Origin of the sequence: Flavobacterium sp. YJ01, assembly GCF_029320955.1 — a bacterium.
Classification (GTDB): Bacteria; Bacteroidota; Bacteroidia; order Flavobacteriales; family Flavobacteriaceae; genus Flavobacterium.
This window is the reverse complement of the sequence record NZ_CP119757.1, coordinates 3,877,822-3,900,163: the sequence shown is the minus strand read 5'-3', so window position 1 is coordinate 3,900,163 and position 22,342 is coordinate 3,877,822. Positions and strand designations below refer to the sequence as shown.

At 35.3% G+C, this 22,342-nt stretch carries 15 protein-coding genes, 2 tRNA genes and 3 rRNA genes; 12 read left to right on the top strand and 8 right to left on the bottom strand.

Annotated elements, in window-relative coordinates; translation table 11 throughout:
* Positions 1–106: 106 nt before the first annotated feature.
* From pafA to P0R33_RS17150, 6 genes are all read right to left on the bottom strand, one after another.
* On the bottom strand, positions 107–1,726 hold the full coding sequence (gene pafA, locus P0R33_RS17175; RefSeq protein WP_276172399.1) for an alkaline phosphatase PafA: 1,620 nt from the start codon (positions 1,724–1,726) through the stop codon (positions 107–109).
* A 184-nt stretch (positions 1,727–1,910) separates the two neighbouring features.
* Positions 1,911–2,020: ribosomal RNA gene (gene rrf / locus P0R33_RS17170) — 5S ribosomal RNA — on the bottom strand.
* Positions 2,021–2,193: 173 nt separating this feature from the next.
* A 23S ribosomal RNA gene (locus P0R33_RS17165) occupies positions 2,194–5,074 on the bottom strand.
* 120 nt (positions 5,075–5,194) lie between these two features.
* Positions 5,195–5,268: transfer RNA gene (locus P0R33_RS17160), tRNA-Ala, on the bottom strand.
* Between the two features lie 108 nt (positions 5,269–5,376).
* Positions 5,377–5,450, bottom strand: a tRNA-Ile gene (locus tag P0R33_RS17155).
* Positions 5,451–5,575: 125 nt separating this feature from the next.
* A 16S ribosomal RNA gene (locus tag P0R33_RS17150) occupies positions 5,576–7,089 on the bottom strand.
* The 16S, 23S and 5S rRNA genes sit together here with 2 tRNA genes alongside, the layout of an rRNA operon.
* A gap of 1,081 nt (positions 7,090–8,170) precedes the next feature.
* Between P0R33_RS17150 and thrS the strand changes: the two genes are divergently transcribed.
* The 12 genes from thrS to P0R33_RS17090 all read left to right on the top strand — a co-directional run bounded on the left by thrS (position 8,171) and on the right by P0R33_RS17090 (position 20,049).
* On the top strand, positions 8,171–10,117 hold the full coding sequence (gene thrS / locus P0R33_RS17145) for a threonine--tRNA ligase (protein WP_276172398.1): 1,947 nt from the start codon (positions 8,171–8,173) through the stop codon (positions 10,115–10,117).
* A 76-nt stretch (positions 10,118–10,193) separates the two neighbouring features.
* Positions 10,194–10,691: a translation initiation factor IF-3 gene (gene infC, locus P0R33_RS17140; protein ID WP_223711448.1), complete on the top strand. Its 498-nt coding sequence runs from the start codon at positions 10,194–10,196 to the stop codon at positions 10,689–10,691.
* 115 nt (positions 10,692–10,806) lie between these two features.
* Positions 10,807–11,004 (top strand): 50S ribosomal protein L35, encoded by a 198-nt coding sequence (rpmI, locus tag P0R33_RS17135; protein ID WP_022827375.1) that lies wholly within the window; start codon positions 10,807–10,809, stop codon positions 11,002–11,004.
* Positions 11,005–11,189: 185 nt separating this feature from the next.
* Entirely contained in the window at positions 11,190–11,534 is a 345-nt protein-coding gene (gene rplT, locus P0R33_RS17130; protein WP_008464948.1) for a 50S ribosomal protein L20, read from the top strand.
* 155 nt (positions 11,535–11,689) lie between these two features.
* Positions 11,690–12,262, top strand: coding sequence for a Crp/Fnr family transcriptional regulator (locus tag P0R33_RS17125; protein ID WP_276172397.1), 573 nt, complete (start codon positions 11,690–11,692; stop codon positions 12,260–12,262).
* 79 nt (positions 12,263–12,341) lie between these two features.
* A complete protein-coding gene (locus P0R33_RS17120) occupies positions 12,342–12,776 on the top strand; it encodes a carboxymuconolactone decarboxylase family protein (protein ID WP_276172396.1) in 435 nt (144 codons plus the stop codon).
* A gap of 168 nt (positions 12,777–12,944) precedes the next feature.
* On the top strand, positions 12,945–14,669 hold the full coding sequence (locus tag P0R33_RS17115) for a tetratricopeptide repeat-containing sensor histidine kinase (RefSeq protein WP_276172395.1): 1,725 nt from the start codon (positions 12,945–12,947) through the stop codon (positions 14,667–14,669).
* A gap of 426 nt (positions 14,670–15,095) precedes the next feature.
* Positions 15,096–16,436 (top strand): tetratricopeptide repeat-containing sensor histidine kinase, encoded by a 1,341-nt coding sequence (locus P0R33_RS17110; RefSeq protein WP_276172394.1) that lies wholly within the window; start codon positions 15,096–15,098, stop codon positions 16,434–16,436.
* Positions 16,437–16,442: 6 nt separating this feature from the next.
* Positions 16,443–18,191 carry a tetratricopeptide repeat-containing sensor histidine kinase gene (locus P0R33_RS17105; RefSeq protein WP_276172393.1) on the top strand — a complete coding sequence of 583 codons (1,749 nt, stop codon included), beginning with the start codon at positions 16,443–16,445 and terminating at the stop codon, positions 18,189–18,191.
* A 9-nt stretch (positions 18,192–18,200) separates the two neighbouring features.
* A complete protein-coding gene (locus P0R33_RS17100) occupies positions 18,201–18,869 on the top strand; it encodes a response regulator (RefSeq protein WP_276172392.1) in 669 nt (222 codons plus the stop codon).
* A 141-nt stretch (positions 18,870–19,010) separates the two neighbouring features.
* Positions 19,011–19,178, top strand: coding sequence for a hypothetical protein (locus tag P0R33_RS17095; protein ID WP_160782925.1), 168 nt, complete (start codon positions 19,011–19,013; stop codon positions 19,176–19,178).
* A 67-nt stretch (positions 19,179–19,245) separates the two neighbouring features.
* A complete protein-coding gene (locus P0R33_RS17090; RefSeq protein ID WP_276172391.1) occupies positions 19,246–20,049 on the top strand; it encodes an endonuclease/exonuclease/phosphatase family protein in 804 nt (267 codons plus the stop codon).
* A 1-nt stretch (position 20,050) separates the two neighbouring features.
* On the opposite strand, the gene P0R33_RS17085 is transcribed toward P0R33_RS17090, so the two are convergent.
* Both P0R33_RS17085 and P0R33_RS17080 read right to left on the bottom strand, forming a co-directional pair.
* Positions 20,051–21,310 carry an asparagine synthetase B gene (locus tag P0R33_RS17085; RefSeq protein ID WP_276172390.1) on the bottom strand — a complete coding sequence of 420 codons (1,260 nt, stop codon included), beginning with the start codon at positions 21,308–21,310 and terminating at the stop codon, positions 20,051–20,053.
* A gap of 350 nt (positions 21,311–21,660) precedes the next feature.
* The gene (locus tag P0R33_RS17080) at positions 21,661–22,326 is read right to left on the bottom strand and encodes a response regulator transcription factor (RefSeq protein ID WP_276172389.1); all 666 of its coding nucleotides are present in this window, start codon (positions 22,324–22,326) and stop codon (positions 21,661–21,663) included.
* Positions 22,327–22,342 lie beyond the last annotated feature (16 nt).

Sequence of the window (22,342 nt, the reverse complement as noted above, 5' to 3'; positions counted from 1 at the left end):
GCTTACTATATTTAAGTCACTATAAAAGGCTTTTCTTTATCGAAAGGCCTTTTTTTTTATGCATAAAAAAACCTGTGCTTTTCAGTACAGGTTTTTTATTATAGTTTTACTTTTTTGAATCTAAAACCTCTTGCAATACTTTTGCTTCAGTTCCATTAGGAAAAGTAACTTTTATTTTTTGAGCTATTGTCGGTGCAATTTCGGTAATAGCTTTTTTATCATATGACTCACCTTTTTTAATATTCCATCCATAAAAAATGGCTGGAACATGAGTATCATAGCTATAAATCGTTCCATGTGAAGTACCAGTAGTTGAATATTCAATATCTCCAGGTTTATCTACAATTACAAGATCTCCATTTTGAGTAACGTCATATCCTTTTGCCACAAAATTTAAAGAATAGTCATTTCCTGCATTAGCCAAAATTTCTTCTTCCGTGTAGACTTTTTTAACTTGAGGCTGTGAAATCAGAAACTCTTTAAAAGCTTGTTTTACTTTATTTAATTCTAAACCTTTATCTTTAATAATCTGTTTGTTAAAGAAAATATTGAAATTCGAATAATTTTGAACTAAATCAACTCCAAAAGTTTTAGTTGAAAAGTCCTGTAAGCTTTTCTTAACTTCTTTAGAGGGATAATTATCTACATTATACTTGCGATCTTTCAAGTAAATTACATTTTCTGCACCAGCGTGGTCAGCTGTTAAGAAAAGCAAATAATTTCCTTTTCCAACTGTTTTATCAAGATAAGCTAGGAAATCAGCAATAGTTTGATCTAATCTTAAATAAGTATCTTGTAGTTCCATTGATCTTGGTCCAAGCAAGTGACCAACATAATCCGTAGAAGAAAAACTAACTGTTAAGAAATCAGTAATATTATCTTTTCCAAGTTCCTCTTTCTCAATTGCTCTCTTAGCAAATTCTGCTAATAAGTCATTTCCAAAGGGAGTTGCACGAATAATTCCAGCATCATTTTTTTCATACATAGTTTTTAAATCGTATGGAAAAACTGGAGCAGCACTTCCGTATAATTTACCTTCGTAAGGATTGTTATCTGGAAGACTTTCGTTGTAAACAGAAGCTGGCTTATATAAATCCCAGCCTTTATTGATATATTTTAAATAGTTTTTTTCATTATTGAATTCAGACACCCATTCTGGTAGTCTTTCACCATAAAATGTGCTAGAAATAAACGAACCCGTTTTACTATACCAAAATGCCCAGTTTGCAAAATGACCTGCAGGAAGTATGGCTCCACGATCTTTAAGACTCATTCCAATCACTTTGCCATTAAAATTGGTAGCCATTCTTACTTCATCTGTAATTGTTGTACTTTGAAGATTTTTAGGAGACATTGCACCTTCTTCTGCTGTACCATCACCAATTGTTTTCACACCGGCATCGTCTGTGCAGTACATTTCTTTTCCAAGACTTCTACTGAACCATTCGTTCCCAACAATTCCGTGTGTAGCTGGTGTTGTTCCCGTATAAATTGAAGCATGTCCAGGAGCAGTGTAAGTAGGCATATAATTATAATGCATATTCTGGAAAGTAAAACCATCATTCATTAATCTTTTAAAGCCGTTTGGAGAAAAATCATCAGAAAAACGGTATAAATATTCCATTTTCATTTGATCTACAACTATACCTACAACTAATTTGGGACGTTGTTGTGCACTTAAATTTGTGATAACAAAAAGTGCAAACAGTAAAATATTTTTCTTCATGTTTAATAAATAATTTAAACACAAAAATACTCATTCAAATTCTAAAATTCTAAAGTATTGACTCATAAGACCGACAATTGATTATAATTTAACAAAAAATGAATGTTAGAAATTTGGAAGTAAATATTTCAAAATCCCATTAAAAACAAAAAACCCCATCCGGTTTGGATAGGGTTTTTGAAAAGAAAGGCGACGACATACTCTCCCACATAACTGCAGTACCATCTGCGCAGGCGGGCTTAACTTCTCTGTTCGGGATGGGAAGAGGTGAGCCCCGCCGCAATAACCACCTTAAGGTTTTTAGTTGTTGGTTTGCGGTTGTCGGTTGTTGGATTTTCCATCAACTATCAACTATTAACCATCAACTGCTCTGCGTCGAGCAAATATTTTAACATACTGAGATAAAGAAAAGAAGAATAGTTTAGAAAGTTTCCTCCCGATCCGCCTGGGCGGATCGGGAAAAGGGCGTACATAAGCTTACGGATTATTAGTACTACTCGACTGTGACATTACTGCCTTTACATCTGTAGCCTATCAACGTGGTCATCTTCCACGATCCTTAAAAGAAATCTCATCTTGTGGTGGGTTTCGCGCTTATATGCTTTCAGCGCTTATCCCTTCCAAACGTAGCTACTCTGCGGTGCCCCTGGCGGGACAACAGATACACTAGAGGTTTGTCCAATTCGGTCCTCTCGTACTAGAATCAGATCCACTCAAATTTCTAACGCCCGCAGTAGATAGAGACCGAACTGTCTCACGACGTTCTGAACCCAGCTCGCGTGCCACTTTAATGGGCGAACAGCCCAACCCTTGGGACCTTCTCCAGCCCCAGGATGTGACGAGCCGACATCGAGGTGCCAAACCCCCCCGTCGATATGAGCTCTTGGGGGAGATCAGCCTGTTATCCCCGGCGTACCTTTTATCCTTTGAGCGATGGCCCTTCCATGCGGAACCACCGGATCACTATGCTCTACTTTCGTACCTGATCGACCTGTATGTCTCTCAGTCAAGCTCCCTTATGCCATTGCACTCTACGCACGGTTACCAAGCGTACTGAGGGAACCTTTAGAAGCCTCCGTTACTCTTTTGGAGGCGACCACCCCAGTCAAACTACCCACCAAGCACTGTCCCCCACATCGCGGGGTTAGGCCTCAGATAAACAAAGGGTTGTATTTCAACAATGACTCCACAACGCCTGGCGACGCCGCTTCATAGTCTCCAACCTATCCTACACATCATTTATCCAAGGTCAATACTAAGCTATAGTAAAGGTGCACAGGGTCTTTTCGTCCCACTGCGGGTAAACGGCATCTTCACCGTTACTACAATTTCACCGAGCTCATGGCTGAGACAGTGTCCAGATCGTTACACCATTCGTGCAGGTCGGAACTTACCCGACAAGGAATTTCGCTACCTTAGGACCGTTATAGTTACGGCCGCCGTTTACTGGGGCTTCAATTCAATGCTTCTCCGAAGATAACATCTCCTCTTAACCTTCCAGCACCGGGCAGGTGTCAGGCCCTATACTTCATCTTACGATTTTGCAGAGCCCTGTGTTTTTGATAAACAGTCGCCTGGACCTCTTCACTGCGGCCCCGATTGCTCGGGGCGACCTTTCTCCCGAAGTTACAGGTCTATTTTGCCTAATTCCTTAGCCATGAATCTCTCGAGCACCTTAGGATTCTCTCCTCAACTACCTGTGTCGGTTTACGGTACTGGTTCTTATTGCCTGAAGTTTAGAGGTTTTTCTTGGAAGCCCTTAGGCGCACTATCTCTTTGTCCGAAGACTCCGAGTACTATCGCATTTCACCAAGATCTCCGGATTTGCCTAGAGACCCTATAGCTAGGTGCTTTAACGAACTATTCCGTCAGTTCGCGGCGCTTTCATCACTCCGTCACCCCATCACAGCAATAAGAAGTACGGGAATATTAACCCGTTGGCCATCGACTGTCCCTTTCGGGTTCGCCTTAGGACCAGACTAACCCACAGCTGATTAGCATAGCTGTGGAAACCTTAGTTTTTCGGTGTGCGGGTTTCTCGCCCGCATTATCGTTACTTATGCCTACATTTTCTTTTCTGACCGGTCCAGCATACCTTACGATACACCTTCTGCCCTGTCAGAATGCTCCCCTACCACTTGCAGCAAGCTGCAAATCCATAGCTTCGGTAATATGTTTATGCCCGATTATTATCCATGCTCGTCCGCTCGACTAGTGAGCTGTTACGCACTCTTTAAATGAATGGCTGCTTCCAAGCCAACATCCTAGCTGTCTGGGCAGACAAACCTCGTTCTTTCAACTTAACATATATTTGGGGACCTTAGCTGATGGTCTGGGTTCTTTCCCTCTCGGACTTGGACCTTAGCACCCAAGCCCTCACTGTTATCAACCATTATATAGCATTCGGAGTTTGTCAGGAATTGGTAGGCGGTGAAGCCCCCGCATCCAATCAGTAGCTCTACCTCTATATAACTAAAATAACGCTGCACCTAAATGCATTTCGGGGAGTACGAGCTATTTCCGAGTTTGATTGGCCTTTCACCCCTACCCACAGGTCATCCGAAGACTTTTCAACGTCAACCGGTTCGGTCCTCCACTGTGTGTTACCACAGCTTCAACCTGCCCATGGGTAGATCACACGGTTTCGCGTCTAACACTGCCGACTAAAGCGCCCTATTCAGACTCGCTTTCGCTGCGGATCCATGGCTTAACCACTTATCCTTGCCGGCAACGTTAACTCGTAGGCTCATTATGCAAAAGGCACGCCGTCACCCCACGAAAGGGCTCCGACCGCTTGTAAGCGCATGGTTTCAGGATCTATTTCACTCCGTTATTCACGGTTCTTTTCACCTTTCCCTCACGGTACTGGTTCACTATCGGTCTCTCAGGAGTATTTAGCCTTAGCGGATGGTCCCGCCAAATTCAGACAGGGTTTCACGTGCCCCGCCCTACTCAGGATACCGCTATCCATTACATTTGTTGCCCATACGGGGCTGTCACCCTCTATGGCGCTCCTTTCCAGAAGCTTCCGGTTCCTCATGCATGAAATATCGCGGTCCTACAACCCCGGCAATGCCGTAACAATGCCGGTTTGGGCTAATCCGCGTTCGCTCGCCACTACTTACGGAATCACTTTTGTTTTCTTCTCCTCCGCCTACTTAGATGTTTCAGTTCAGCGGGTTTGCCCACCTATCGGTGTGCTATGCCTTCAGCATAGCGGGTTGCCCCATTCGGATATCTGCGGATCGATCTGTGTGTGCCAGTCCCCGCAGCTTTTCGCAGCTTATCACGTCCTTCTTCGCCTCTGAGAGCCTAGGCATTCCCCATGCGCCCTTATTTTGCTTATTGTACTAGACAAGGCATGCCTTGTCTCTGCCGTCTTGCAATAAATCGCAAAACGTGTTCTTTCTACTTTCTTATTATTTTCTTATCTCAATATGTCAATGAACTTTTTTCCTTTCGGAACTGTGGAGAATAACGGAGTCGAACCGTTGACCTCCTGCGTGCAAGGCAGGCGCTCTAGCCAGCTGAGCTAATCCCCCATTTTTAAATCTTAGATTTTAGAATTCAGATTTTAGATTTCCCATTCTTCTCTAATTTCCTTTGGTGAATCCCAGCTTCCAGAATTTCCTTCAAATCAAGTCAAATAGTAGTCCCGGGCAGACTCGAACTGCCGACCCCTACATTATCAGTGTAGTACTCTAACCAGCTGAGCTACGAGACTCTGTTTTACTTAATTTTTATCATTTTTTTAAATTAACAGCAAGAGTAATGCAATCACGATTCCAAACCAATGGTCCGGCATCTTATTTCCCAATCGTGCCTTGCGGCTAACTGATCGGGCTCTAGAAAGGAGGTGTTCCAGCCGCACCTTCCGGTACGGCTACCTTGTTACGACTTAGCCCTAGTTACCAGTTTTACCCTAGGCAGCTCCTTGCGGTCACCGACTTCAGGCACCCCCAGCTTCCATGGCTTGACGGGCGGTGTGTACAAGGCCCGGGAACGTATTCACCGGATCATGGCTGATATCCGATTACTAGCGATTCCAGCTTCACGGAGTCGAGTTGCAGACTCCGATCCGAACTGTGACCGGCTTTATAGATTCGCTCCTGGTCACCCAGTGGCTGCTCTCTGTACCGGCCATTGTAGCACGTGTGTAGCCCAAGGCGTAAGGGCCGTGATGATTTGACGTCATCCCCACCTTCCTCACAGTTTGCACTGGCAGTCTTGTTAGAGTTCCCGACACTACTCGCTGGCAACTAACAACAGGGGTTGCGCTCGTTATAGGACTTAACCTGACACCTCACGGCACGAGCTGACGACAACCATGCAGCACCTTGTAAACTGTCTTGCGAAAGATCTGTTTCCAAATCGGTCAGTCTGCATTTAAGCCTTGGTAAGGTTCCTCGCGTATCATCGAATTAAACCACATGCTCCACCGCTTGTGCGGGCCCCCGTCAATTCCTTTGAGTTTCAAACTTGCGTTCGTACTCCCCAGGTGGGATACTTATCACTTTCGCTTAGCCACTGAAGTTGCCCCCAACAGCTAGTATCCATCGTTTACGGCGTGGACTACCAGGGTATCTAATCCTGTTCGCTACCCACGCTTTCGTCCATCAGCGTCAATCAATTGGTAGTAACCTGCCTTCGCAATTGGTATTCCATGTAATCTCTAAGCATTTCACCGCTACACTACATATTCTAGTTACTTCCCAATAATTCAAGTCCTGCAGTATCAATGGCCGTTCCACCGTTGAGCGATGGGCTTTCACCACTGACTTACAAGACCGCCTACGGACCCTTTAAACCCAATGATTCCGGATAACGCTTGGATCCTCCGTATTACCGCGGCTGCTGGCACGGAGTTAGCCGATCCTTATTCTTACGGTACCGTCAAGCTCCTTCACGAAGGAGTGTTTCTTCCCGTACAAAAGCAGTTTACAATCCATAGGACCGTCATCCTGCACGCGGCATGGCTGGTTCAGGCTTGCGCCCATTGACCAATATTCCTCACTGCTGCCTCCCGTAGGAGTCTGGTCCGTGTCTCAGTACCAGTGTGGGGGATCTCCCTCTCAGGACCCCTACCCATCGTTGCCTTGGTAAGCCGTTACCTTACCAACTAGCTAATGGGACGCATGCTCATCTTTCACCGTTGTGACTTTAATAATGTGCTGATGCCAACTCATTATGCTATGAGGTATTAATCCAAATTTCTCTGGGCTATCCCTCTGTGAAAGGCAGATTGCATACGCGTTACGCACCCGTGCGCCGGTCTCAGATTCCGAAGAATCCTACCCCTCGACTTGCATGTGTTAAGCCTGCCGCTAGCGTTCATCCTGAGCCAGGATCAAACTCTTCATCGTATATTTTAATATTATTATGCGATGCTTTTCCAGTCGGTCTTATTCGAATCTTACGATTCCATTACTCTTATTTTTTCTGTTCCGATTTGCATCGGAACGGCTGTCAATTCAATATGTCTACGAACGTAATTTTTTTGTCTTTCGCTTATCTCTCAAAGCGGGTGCAAAACTAAAACTTCTTTTTGTTTCTCGCAAGAAAAAATTGAAAAATTTTGAAACTTTTTTTTCGTCTCCTTTTCCCGATTTCCCTTCCGATATTTCAATGAACTTTCCCTGTTTTGCGGGGTGCAAATGTAAAAACCTTTTTCTTTTCCTGCAAGCTTTTCCGAATCTTTTTTTCAGAAAATTTCTTCCCTTCCGATTCCTATTCTTCTGCAGTATTTCGATGAGCGTTTTTCGCTGTTGCGGGTGCAAAAGTACAACCTTTATTTACATTCGCAAGCCTTTTGTTTATATAATTTCAATGTTTTTTAAAACTTTTTCTTAACGCGCTGATAACGCATTCTTTACGGATGCGCTTTTTTTCACCATTCGTAAGGCTTTTCTCCGTTTGGCTATGTTTTCCCTATTTGCTGCCGCTTCCGCATTCCCGTTTTTTGGGGTTTTTCAGGTTTTGGGGGCTTTTTCTGTCCTTTCTTTATGCCCAAAAAATTCATTTTTTGCAAAAAGGCTCTTCCGAAAACAGCCGAACTAGCCCCGATAGTCCCGAAGCTTCGGGAGGAAATCCATTTTGCGGCGGGGTTAGCCCAAAAAGATTGGAGCGCATAGCGGGAAAAAGCTCCTTATAAATGCCAAGACCAATCATAAATGCTCCCGATTCTATTCTGCTCATAAATGCTTTGCGCATGAGACGCACTGCGGTGCGTCTCTACAGAAAAATTGGGGTTTAATTTCTTCCTTATATATTAGGTGCAAAAATAAACCCGACAGGTTTTCAAAATCTGTCGGGTTGGACAAATAAGAAACTACTCCTATTTATATAACATCTTTTCAGCACTCATATAATAAAGCAATCTTATACATATATATATTGTATGTATTTTTGTAATCATGTATATTTGCATTCACAAAATTATAAACAATGATCAAGATTACTTTACCCGATGGGTCAATTAGAGAGTTCGCTTCAGGCGTAACTCCAATGGAGGTCGCTAAAAACATTAGCGAAGGTTTTGCTAGAAACGTGATTTCAGCATCTTTTAATGGTACAACTATTGAAACCGAAACTCCATTGACGACCGACGGTAATCTTATATTATATACTTGGAATGATGCTGAAGGCAAAAAAGCTTTCTGGCATTCGACTTCTCACGTAATGGCACAAGCTCTTGAGGAATTGTACCCTGGAATTAAATTAACTCTAGGACCTGCAATTGCTAATGGATTCTATTATGATGTGGATTTTGAAGATCAGAAAATATCTGAAGCGGACTTTAAAAAGATCGAAGATCGTATTCTTGAAATTTCAAGAGGAAAGTATGATTTCAAAATGCGTCCTGTAACTAAAGCAGAAGCTTTGGAAATGTACAAAGACAATGTTTACAAAACGGAATTGATTTCTAACCTTGAGGACGGAACGATTACTTTTTGTGATCACGCTACTTTTACTGATTTATGCCGTGGAGGACATATTCCGAATACTGGAATTATCAAAGCTGTAAAAATTATGAGCGTTGCTGGTGCTTATTGGAGAGGTGATGAGAAAAACAAACAGTTAACTCGCGTTTACGGAACTTCTTTCCCTAAACAAAAAGATTTAACTGAATATCTTGAACTTCTTGAAGAGGCAAAACGTCGTGATCACCGTAAATTAGGAAAAGAACTTGAATTGTTTGCTTTTTCTCAAAAGGTTGGTCAAGGTTTACCTTTATGGTTACCAAAAGGCGCAGCATTAAGAGAACGTTTAGAGCAATTCTTAAAGAGAGCTCAAAAGAAAGCAGGTTACGAGCAAGTAGTAAGTCCACATATTGGTCAGAAAGAATTATATGTTACTTCTGGTCATTATGCAAAATACGGTGCCGATAGTTTTCAGCCAATTCATACTCCAGCAGAAGGCGAAGAGTTTTTATTGAAACCAATGAACTGCCCTCATCACTGTGAGATTTACAATGTAAGACCTTGGTCATATAAAGATTTACCTAAACGTTATGCTGAATTTGGTACTGTATATAGATATGAGCAATCTGGTGAATTGCACGGTTTAACTCGTGTTAGAGGATTTACTCAGGATGATGCTCACATTTTCTGTACTCCAGAACAGTTAGACGAAGAATTCAAAAAAGTAATTGATCTTGTATTATACGTATTTGGTTCATTAGGTTTTGAAAACTTTACTGCTCAAATTTCTTTAAGGGATCAAGAAGACAGAGAAAAATATATTGGAACAGATGAAAACTGGGAGAAAGCTGAAAATGCTATCATCAACGCAGCAAAAGACAAAGGTCTTAATACTGTTGTAGAATATGGTGAAGCCGCGTTCTACGGTCCGAAACTAGATTTCATGGTAAAAGACGCTTTAGGAAGACAATGGCAATTAGGAACAATTCAGGTAGATTACAACTTACCAGAACGTTTTGATTTGACTTACAAAGGCGCTGATAATGAATTACATCGTCCTGTAATGATTCACAGAGCTCCTTTTGGATCTATGGAACGTTTTATAGCAATTTTACTAGAGCACACAGCAGGAAATTTCCCACTTTGGCTAATGCCTGAACAGGCTATTATCTTGTCTTTGAGCGAGAAATACGAAAATTATGCTAAAAAAGTTTTAGATTTGCTAGAAAATCACGAAATTCGCGCCCTAATTGACAATCGAAACGAAACAATCGGCAAGAAAATTAGAGATGCAGAAATGCAAAAAATCCCATTTATGCTGATTGTAGGCGAAGAAGAAGAAAAAAACAACACAATTTCTATTCGTCGCCACGGACAAGAAGGAAAAGGTAACATTACCGTTTCTATCGAAGAATTTGCTTCGATTGTAGACGAAGAAATAAAAAAGACATTAAAAGTATTTACAGTTTAACTTAAATTAGAAAGTCATAGCAATAAGAAGCAACAGAGGTTTTCAACCTCGAGTAGAAAAAAAAGATGCACACAGAATAAACAATAATATTCGTGGCGTACAAGAAGTAAGATTAGTAGGTGAAAACATCGAACCAGGTGTTTTTAAGCTTGCTGATGCTTTACGATTGGCAGATCAATTTGAATTGGATTTGGTTGAAATTTCGCCAAATGCTGAGCCGCCAGTTTGTAAAATTATGGATTACAAGAAATTTGTTTATGAACAAAAGAAAAGAGATAAAGCATTAAAAGCTAAATCTTCTCAAGTTGTTGTAAAAGAAATTAGATTTGGTCCTCAGACTGACGAGCATGATTACGAATTTAAAAGAAAGAATGCTGAAAAATTCTTAAAAGAGGGAGCTAAATTAAAAGCTTTCGTATTCTTTAAAGGTCGTTCTATCATTTATAAAGATCAAGGTCAGATTTTATTGTTGCGTCTTGCTCAAGATTTAGAAGAACATGGTAAAGTTGAGGCTATGCCTGTTTTGGAAGGAAAGAGAATGATTATGTTCATTGCTCCGAAGAAAAAGAAATAAGTCGAAAGCTTAAAGTCTTAAAGTCGAAAGTCAAATACTGACTTTTGACTTTTGACTTTTTAACTTTTAGACTAAAGATATAAGTAAGTAAGAATAAATTAAAACACTAGGAAAAATGCCTAAAATGAAAACAAAATCTAGCGCTAAGAAACGTTTTAAAGTTACTGGCTCTGGAAAGATTAAAAGAAAGCATGCTTTTAAAAGTCACATCTTGACTAAAAAATCTAAAAAACGTAAATTAGCTTTGACACACTCAGCGCTAGTTCACAAAACAGATATGAAAAGCATCAAACAACAATTAAGAATTATCTAATTATAAGTCAAAAGTTAGAAAGTCATAAAGTTTAAAAGTCAGTATCTGGCTTTAGACATTAGACTTTAAGACATTAGACTAAGGATTTTCTTTAGGTTAAAAAATTATTTATATAACCTTGGAGTATGGCTTTGAAGTTCCTTTGATTCAATTCAGGACGCCTGCTACAAAAACACATTAAAATTATGCCAAGATCGGTAAATTCAGTTGCTAAAAGAGCAAGAAGAAAAAAAATAATGAAGCAAGCCAAAGGTTTCTTTGGAAGACGTAAAAACGTTTGGACAGTTGCTAAGAATGCAGTAGAGAAAGCGATGAGCTACGCTTACCGCGATAGAAAACAAAACAAAAGAAATTTCCGTTCATTATGGATTCAACGTATTAACGCTGGAGCTAGATTAGAAGGAATGTCTTATTCTCAATTCATGGGGAAAGTTAAAGCTAACGGAATCGAATTGAACCGTAAAGTTCTTGCAGATTTAGCTATGAACCACCCAGAAGCTTTCAAAGCTATTCTTAATAAAGTAAAATAAACGTTTTATAAACTCAATTTAATATTACTTACTTATTATAAAGAAACCATCTCGTTCAAACGAGATGGTTTTTTATTTTTTATAAGAATGATATCATAACCTCTTATAGTTTCAATTAAATAATTAAAGTAAATTTACAGAAACAAAACTTTCTTATGCATAACGAAATTCTTAATCATATTCAAAAATTCATTCATCTTGAACCTTCAGAAATTGATTTGTTGGAATCTTGCTTAAGCACTTCACAAATAAAAAAGAAAGATCATGTTTTACAAGAAGGTCAAGTCTGCAATACAATGTATTTTATCATAAAAGGATGCATGCGGCAATACATTATTAATTCGAGAGGAACAGAACAAACTCTTCAATTTGGTGTAGAAAATTGGTGGATAACCGATTATTTAAGTTATCACAACCATACTCCTTCTCATTTCTATATTCAAGCCGTCGAGACAACTGAGGTAATTGCTATAGAAAAATCGGTTTTAGAATCCATATTAATTCAAATTCCAAGTCTAGAAAAATATTTTAGAATTGTTGCTCAAAAAGCATTTGGCGCTGCTCAAATGAGAATTAAGTTTTTGTTTACAATGTCGGCTGAAGAACGATACAACCATTTTAAAAACCAACAGCCCGACTTTGTACAACGTGTTCCGCAATATATGCTTGCCTCTTATTTGGATTTTTCTGCAGAATTTATGAGCAAAATAAGAGCCGGAAAAGTCTAATTTGTATTTCTTGAAGTAGTTCAAGTTTTTAGAAGTATTGATTACTGACCTTTGTAATGAACTTTTAAAACACATAAAAATGAAATCAAGAATTGTTATCCCGAATGTTGCCCCAGAAGCATATCAAGCTTTAATGAATTTAGAAAAATATATTTCTACCACTTCATTAACTCCTGTTCATAAAGAATTGATCAAAATCCGCGCTTCACAAATTAATGGTTGTGCATTTTGCATCAATATGCATACTGCAGATGCCAGAAAACATGGTATTTCTGAACAAAGAATCTACTTAATAAGCGCGTGGCGAGAAGCTGATGTATATACTGAAGAAGAAAAAGCAATATTAGCTTTGACCGAACAAGTTACCTTAATTGGAAATCATGTTTCTGATGAAGTTTATCAAAATGCAGCACAGTTATTTGACGAAAAATATCTTGCTGAAATCATTCTTGCTATTATTACAATTAACTCTTGGAATAGACTTGCAATAACAACCGGATTGAGAGCCGTATAATTTTATAAGGATAAATTTTACAACTTCATAATACTCTAAAGCCCTTATTTACAAAGGGCTTTTTGTATTTATCTATAAATGAGAACCAAAAAAATCTTGTTTTAAAAATAATTGAAAATACCGTATTTATACTCTTTTGAGATTTCTGGAAATATTTATTTTTGGCGCATGATACCAAAAAGAATACCATTTTCCTTTTACCTACTAGTCACATTTTTAGTACTTTTCTCTTGTCAGAAGAAGAAAAATATTTCAGAAATAAAGACTACCAACAAAACTGAAATTACTAGACTCATAGCTATTGCAGATACTTTATTCTATAAAAATAAATTTGACAGTGCTTTTTACTACTATAATGAAGCTACAACTATATGTTCGCCTTCAAAAGATGCTGAAAATTATATAAGTTCTCTAAACCAAATGGCTATTATCCAAGAAACGCATGGAGATTATGCCGGAAGTGAAGCCACGATTACCAAAGCACTTCCCTACACCAAATTGGTCAAAAACCAACTGCATAGTTGGAATCTATATACTACATTAGGACTTAATTACTCAAATACATTTGATTATAAAAATGCTCTTTTATACCATCAAAAAGCATTGAAATTAAATGTAAAACCATGGAAAAAATTAGCTTCAAAAAATAATATTGCTGTTACATTAATTCAAAGTAAAAAATTTACAGAAGCGCTAAATCTATTACTTCCGTTAGAAAATAAAGAAGAAGTTATTAAGGATCAAGAATTTTATGGTGCTTTATTGGATAACATTGGAAGGTGTTATCAACATATGGATAACTACGAAATCGCTTTGGATTATATGACGAGAGGTCTAGAGGTTAGAAAAAAACTAAAAAGTCCTTTTGGAATGGGAGAAAGTTATATTCATCTTGCAGAATTGCATGAACTCAAAAATCCTTCTCTTGCAAAAAAATATATGATTTTGAGTTATAAAGAATTCAACAAAATAAATCATACTGAAGGACGATTATCTACTTTAAAAATGATAATTAAAAATAGTTCTGGCACCGAACTTAAAACGAACTCCGATATTTACATCAACTTGATTGATAGTACATTTGAAATTACTCAAAAAGCTAAAAATCAATTCGCTAGAATAAAATACGATTCTAAACGAGAAAAAGAGGAAAATCTAAGATTAAAAACTTATAAAGCCGAGAATGAATTAAAACTTGAAAGACAAAAAAACAGAAATATCATTTCTTACATTATTATTGTTATTAGTCTATGCTTGATTTTAATTTTATATTATTATTTGACTTCTAAAGCAAACCGAGAAAAAATAGAAGCTGAGTATAATAGCGAAACTAGAATTTCTAAAAAATTGCACGACGAATTAGCGAACGACATTTATCACACAATGGCTTTTGCTGAAAACAGAAATTTGTCAATTACCGAAAACAAAGAACAATTATTAAATAATTTGGATGCAATTTACTCTCGAACTAGAGATATTTCGAAAGAAAGCTGTACAATTATAACAGATCAAAATTATATTCCTTCTTTAAAAGAAATGATTTCTGGTTTCAGTACACTAAACATTAATTTAATTTTAAACGGACTTGACAGCATTTCGTGGGACAAAGTAAATAAACATAAAAAGATTACTATTTACAGAGTTTTACAAGAACTGCTAGTTAACATGCGCAAATACAGCGAAGCTTCAGTGGTTGGAATTAGTTTTAAACAAACCGAAAAAAACATTTTAGTTAATTATACTGATAACGGAAAAGGTATTAATACCGAAAAAATTATATTTAAAAATGGTCTTTATAATGTAGAACATCGAATTCATAAAATAAAAGGATCGATAGATATTACTTCTAATCCAAATGAAGGATTTAAAGTATTTATCAAACTTCCTATATAATCACAGAATTACTTTTCAAAATCCCAAATGAAAATTTCCCCTTTAACCAAAATTTTGTTCCTTTTAATGACTTTACTTTTTCTTATCGCCTCTTGCGAAAAGAAAAAACAGGTCTATTCTAAAAAGACAGAAAACACGGCTGAAATATATCAATGGGTAAAAAAAGGCGAAAAATTAAGCAATTCTTTTCAGGACGATAGTGCTGTTTTTTGTTTTAACAAGGCACTTTCGCTTTGTGTTCCTAAAAAAGATTATGCCAATCAATACGTTTATATTTTAAGACAGAAAGCAAATATTTATAATAGAATCGAAGATTATTACACAAGTGAAAGTATTGTTTCGAAAGCACTTCCGTATTTAAAATACACTTCGAGACCTCGATTTTCTCAGATGATTTACAAGTTAATAGCTGATAATTATTATGGCATGTACGATTATGACAATGCTTTAATATATCATCAAAAGGCATTAGAAACGGCTATCTCTCAATTTAGAAAAGCACAAATAAAATGCGATATCGCGTTTATTTATCTGCAACAAAAAAAATACTCAAAGGCAATAAATCTGCTAGAAGAGCTAGCGAAGAAAAAAACAGAAGACAAAACCGATTCTTTAAACACTGAGTATCAACACGCATTTGTATTATACGATCTAGGACTTTGCTACCTGAGAACTGACAAACCCAAAGAAGCTTTAGATAATCTCACTAAAAGCTTAAATATAAATCTGAAGGCGAATGATGAATCTTTTGTTGTCGGTAATTATCATTCCCTTTATTTGTACTATAAAAAATACAACAATCCTAAACTCAAAAAGTTTTATGCACAGAAAGGATATTTTGCGGCAAGCAAAGCAAAGTCATACGAATTAAATGCTCTAGCAGAATTAATAGAAGCGGAAGAAGACAAAAACTTAAAAAAATATATAAATCTTTACATCAAACTTACCGACAGCATAATTATAAGTAAGAGAAAAGCAAAAAATCAATTTGCGACTAAAATATATGATTCGCAAAAAGATAAAGAAGAAAATCTACATCTAAAAAAAGAAAAAGCAGAAAACGAATTACAATTAGCAAGACATAAAAACAGAAGTAAAATTTTGTATATCGTCATTTTTGTCAGCTTATTTGCGTTGTTTTTTCTGATTTTTCATATCCGCTTAAAAGTTAAAAGAGAGAAAAACGAGATTATTTTTAAAAGTGAAATTCGAATTTCAAATAAACTACAAGAGGAACTTTCAAAAAATGTTTATCAAACTTTTCTTTTTGCAAAAAATAATGATTTGGAAAATGCAGATAATAAAGAAAAATTGATTTCAAACCTTAATGAGATCTATACAAAGACAAGAAATATTTCTAAAGAAAACAGCAAAATTTTGACAGATGAAAAATATCTTTCTTCTTTAAAAGAGATGATTTCAGAATACCAAACACGCGATGTAAATATTTTACTTAATGGTTTTGATAATATTTCTTGGGATACTATAAATAAGAATAAAAAAATAGTTCTATTTAGAATTTTACAGGAACTTTTGCTGAATATGAAAACTCATAATACTGCAAATTTGGTGAGTATCACTCTAAAATCTCAACATAAAAATTTAGATCTTGTTTATATTGATAATGGAAATGGGATAAAAAATAGCAATACACCTTTAAAAAAAGGCTTACAAAATATAGAAAATCGAATTAAATCAGTCAACGGACAAATAGATATTCACTCTTTAGACAACAGTTTCAAAGTTTTTATTAAACTACCGATGTAAAATCAAATGAAAATTTCACTTATTATTAAAATTTCACTTCTTTCTATACTCCTTTTTATCACATCTTGTGAAAAGAAGAAGGAAAAAAGTGCCATAAAAATTGATAATACAGCCGAAATAAAAAGGTTAACAGCCATCGCAGATGCTGATTTTGATAAAAATGAATATGGAAAAGCTTATAAAAACTACCAAAAAATAATACAGCTTTCTGATCCAGAAAAAAACAGAATCGATTATGTCGATGCATTAGTTTCAATCGCACTTATTCAACAATTTGAAGGTAATTATCTTAAAAGCGAAATCACAGCTACAAAAATATTACCTCACCTAAAATATTTAAAAAAACCAAGATTTGCTTGGGAGACTTATAAAATATTCGCAGACAATTATTTAGCAACAAAAGATTATGATAACGCTTTAATTTATGCAAAAAAAGCATACGCACTAAACGCAAGCCCAAGAAGAGAAGCAAATGCATTGGCTAATATAGCGAATGTTTATATGCATCAGGGGAAACACAAAAAAGCGATTGAAATTTATAAAAAGATAACAACCAGTGGCTATTATGGCGATAAAAAGAAAGCAAAAACTTTAGAAAGTTTTGAATTAATGGATTATGGTATAATGATAAGCAATATCGGTATTTCTAGTTTTGAATTGCGTGATCCAAAAACTATAGATTATTTCAACGAAGCGTTAAAAATTAGACTTGAAACAAATGATCGACAAAAATTACCCGACAGTTATTCCAATCTCTCTGACTATTATTATGACAAAAATCCACGCTTAGCTAAAAAATACGCAGAAACAGCATATAAACTTGCCTGTGATGTAAATACTTATAGCCAAAAAAGATACGCCATGCTGTGCTTAATACAAACAAGCACCGGAAATGATCTAAAAAAATACTGTAATCTTTACATCAAATTTACAGATAGTATTGCTAAAACAAAATTAATAGAAAAGAATCAATTTGCTAATATAAGATACAATTTCAAAAAAGACAGAGACGAAAATTTAGAACTCAAAAAGCAAAAAGCTGAAAATGAATTACAATTAGAAAGACAAAAAAGCAGGAGTTACATATTATACTTTATCATATTTCTAAGCGTTTTTGGTTTAGTTTTTATAGTTTTTCATATCACTGCAAAAGGAAAAAGAGAAAAAAATCATGTTGCTTTTAGGAGTGAATTGCGAATTTCTCAAAAACTCCATACCGAATTAACCAATGAGGTTTTTAAATTGTTTTCTAAAATTCAAAATTCCGACATCGAAACATCAGGAAACAAAGAAGAAATATTAAATGGTTTAGATCATATTTATGTCAAAACTCGAAAGATTTCTAAAGAAAATAGTGTTATCCTAACCGATGAAAATTATTTACCGGGCTTAAAAGAAATGATTTCTGATTATGCGAATAGTAATTTAAACATCATTATAAATGGTATAAACAGCATTTCGTGGTCAAAAATAGATAGAATTAAAAAAATTACAGTTTTTAGAATCATTCAAGAATTGTTTGAAAACGTTAAAAAGAACAATAATGCCTCTTTAGTAAGTATTAGTTTTAAAAAAGATCAAAAAAATATTCAGATAATCTACATTGGCAACAGCACAGAAATCAAGGAAGAATCTATCAATTTAAAAAAAAGACTACAAAATGTGGAAAACCGTATTAAAACAATTAAAGGAACTCTTAATTTTGAATCAAATCAAGAGAGTGGTTTTAAAATAAGTTTCACATTCCCATTATAAGACAATAATATGTTTAAGAAAGTTTTAGTTGCAGAAGATTTAGACAGTATAAGTATTGCAGTGGTACAAGTACTAGAAGACTTAAAAGTTCCAGTAATACACCATGTAAAATACTGCGACGAAGGTTTGCTCAAAATAAAGAAAGCAGCACTCGAAAATGAGCCTTACGATTTATTAATTACAGATTTATCATTCAAACAAGATCATAGAAAAGCTAATCTTACATGTGGAGATGAGCTTATTGAGGCTGTAAACAAAGTGCAACCTGATTTAAAAAAGATTGTTTTTTCTATCGAAGATAAAAGTTACCGCATTAAATCTCTATTTAATGATTTGGGTATTAATGCATATGTTTCTAAAGGAAGAAATAGCATTACAGAATTAAAGAATGCAATTGAATCAACATTTAATAATGAAGAAAAAATACTTTCTTCAGATTTATCTTTTTCATTTAATGATAAAACTTTAATTGAAATAGAATCTTATGACATTTCAATCTTGAAACTTTTGTCGCAAGGATATATTTTAGAAAGCATTTCAAAAGAATTCAAAAATTTATCAATTACCCCAAACGGAACAAGCAGTATCGAAAAAAGAATTAATAAGTTAAAAATATATTTCAAGGCCAATAATAATGTCCATTTAATTGCCATTGCGAAAGATTTTGGACTAGTATAATAACATTCCTTACGGGTTTCCGTAAGGAATTGCCATTCAATAATTTTAATTTTGATCAAATCTATTAACCTACTAATGAGACCAAAAACTAAAACGGCAATGTTTTTGTCGAAAATTAACACAACCCAAAATAAAATAATTATGAAAACAATGCTTCTTTGTCTTTTTTTATCTATCAGTTTTGCTTTTGTATCAGAAAAAACGGGCTGGCTTGAGATAGATTGGAAAATAATTTTTATTCCAGCACTATTAGTTTTACAAATTATAATTATCGGAACTGCCTTAAAAAACAGATATAAAAAGCATTAATTAATTCTATTTATACTGAAATTGCTGGAACGAAAATTGCCTATATTTGATTTTTTTAAAATATTGCATGAAAAACGTTCTAAGCATTCTTTTTCTATTAATTACATTTTTATCTTTTGCACAAACCAAAGTTTTATCTTGGAATTTGCAAAATTTTGGTAAATCGAAATCTGCCGCTACTTTAGATTATATTGCTAAAAAATCCTCGGATTATGATATAATTGCAATACAAGAAGTTGTCGCTGGTGACGGCGGAGCTCAATCTGTTGCTAAACTTGCGCAAATATTAAATGAAAAAGGTTTTAACTGGGATTACAAAATTAGCGATCCTACTACAAGCAGCAGTTACAAGACTGAACGCTACGCCTTTATTTGGAAAACAAGTAAAGTCAAATTAAAAAACAAACCTTGGCTGGAAAAAAAATACAATTTAGAAATTGATCGAGAGCCTTATTTGGCAACCTTTGAGATCAATAAAAAGAGTATTACACTGGTCAATTTTCATGCTATTACGAAAAGCAAACAACCTGAAACTGAAATCAAATATTTTAAGTTTTTCCCTGCTGAATATCCAGATTTAAACTTAATTTTTTTAGGAGATTTTAATTGTCCTGAAAAACATACTGTTTTTAATCCGCTTAAAAAAATGGGTTTTGCACCTGTTTTGAAAAATCAAAAAACTACTTTAAAACAAAAATGCAAAAACAATATTTGTCTTGCATCTGAATTTGACAATATATTTTACAAAATTTCTAATCTAAAAGTTCATAATTCTGGCGTACTTAAATTTTACGAAGATTTTGATTCACTTCAGGAAGCTCGAAAAATCTCAGACCATATTCCAATCTGGTTCGAATTCTCTTTAAATTAATCTAAGTTTTAAGCTTCTTTTTTCTAGCTGCTGGAAATAAAACATTATTCAAAATCAATCGATAACCTGGTGAATTTGGATGTAAATCTAAAACAGTTGGCGGATCTCCAACTTGGTGCTGAAAATCTTCAGGATCATGTCCTCCAAAAAAAGTAAACATTCCTTTTCCTTTTTCTCCATGAATATATCGTGATTCACCATTTAATTCGCAAGATCCCATAATCAGAACATTAGATTTTATCAGTGCCGTATCAAATGACGTAGTTTGTCCCATAAAACCTTTTACCAATTGCGTATGATTTTGGCAAAGCATACTTGGAATTGGATCCCATTTTGCAGAAAATTCCATTAATGTAAAATAATCTTTTTCCATCGCGACACGTCTTTTAGTCGTCATATCGATATCAGAAAATTCATAGACTTCTGGCCTTCTTTCTAATGTAAAGTTTTTAAATGCAAAAGAGTTATTAAAATTCAATTTTGACTGATAATTAGATTCACTAGGATCTCCATCAAACATTGTTTCGCAGATGTCAACACCATCAGCAGAAAGCGCTATATCAAAGCTATCTGTCGCAGAACACATTGCAAACATAAAACCGCCGCCAACTACAAAATCTCTAATTTTTTTTGCTACAGCTCCTTTTTCTTGAGAAACTTTAGCATATCCCAATTTTGAAGCCAATGCTTCTGAATCTCTTTTTTGATCAATGTACCAAGGTGTATTTTTATACGCTGCATAGAATTTTCCGTATTGTCCTGTAAAATCTTCATGATGCAAATGCAGCCAATCGTACATAAGTAACTGGTCGCTTAAAACTTCTTCATCGTAAATTGGGGTAAATGGAATTTCAGCATAAGTTAAAACCAAAGTTACAGCATCGTCCCAAGGCTGTTTTCCTTTTGGTGTATAAACAGCAATTTTAGGAGCTTTTTCTAAAATTACCGATTCCATATTCTGCGAAGGGCTTGAAATTTCATTTAGAATTTCGGCTTGTTCGCTATCAGAAATAACCTCAAAACTAACACCTCGTATCTTACATTCTTTTCTAATTTCTTCAGCATCAGGAAGCAAGAAAGAACCTCCTCTATAATTTAAAAGCCAGCTCGCTTTATAATCACGACTTAAACACCAATAAGTTATACCATATGCTTTTAGGTGGTTCTGTTGTGTTGTTTCGTCCATCGGAAGTAAAATAAACGATGCACGAACATTAAATGTAATTAAAAGTATAAAAATGTAGAATAAACTCTTATTCATCCGAAAAAATATTTTAGTAAAGATATAAAGGAAGAATCTAAAAAAAGAATTGCAGGAATCTTTTCTGGCATAATAGAATGTTAAATATAAAAACAGGGGTAAATACCTGATTTACAATACTTGAAAAAACAGGTAAAAACACCTATAGTGCCATTAAATATTCTATATAAATTTGCTATCCCAGGTCATCAAACTAATCAATGTAAAAAAACAACCACCATGAAGTTTAATGATAGTAACAATCAAGATAAGGGTATGAATTTAATTCAGAAAATAGGTTTATGCGTTTTAGTATTAACAATTATAGTTTATTATGTATTGTCAATTCAATTTTTGACAGCATAAAAAAATTAGATTGTTAAATCGGCTAGTTCATTTTGAATGGCATAGACAACTAAACCAGCAATATTGCGTGATTCTGTTTTAAGCAGAAGATTATTTCTGTGCCCTTCAATAGTTCTAGGACTTAAAAAAAGCTGTTCTGCAATTTCAGCAGTTGTTTTCTGCTGGCAGATTAATTGAAGAATTTCAATTTCTCTAGGCGAAAGAAAGTTAGTTTCTAATCCGCCTCTTGAGTTTTTTGGAGAAACTATGGTTTCCTGAATTGTTTTTAGAACATTATCGTTATAATAAAAACCTTTAGCAGCAACTTCATTGATAGTAAGCACCAAATCTTTTGGAGTAGTATTTTTTATAAGATACGCTACAGCGCCAACCTGAATCATATTGGCTACAAATGACTTCGTATCATAACTTGTCAATGCAATAATCTTTATCTCTGGAAATGATTTTCTAATAATTTTTGTGGCCTCGACACCATTTAAAACAGGCATCTTCAAATCCATAATTATTATATCGGGTTTTATTTCATTATTACTAAGCTGAGTAATAAGTTCTTCACCATTTGAAGATTCGAAGAGAACATCTATATTTTCTTCTCTTTGCAGTAAAAAAGAGATTCCTTTTCGAAACAAAATTTCATCATCGACTAGAGCAATTTTAATAGCGGGATTCATCTTATTTGATTTTGGT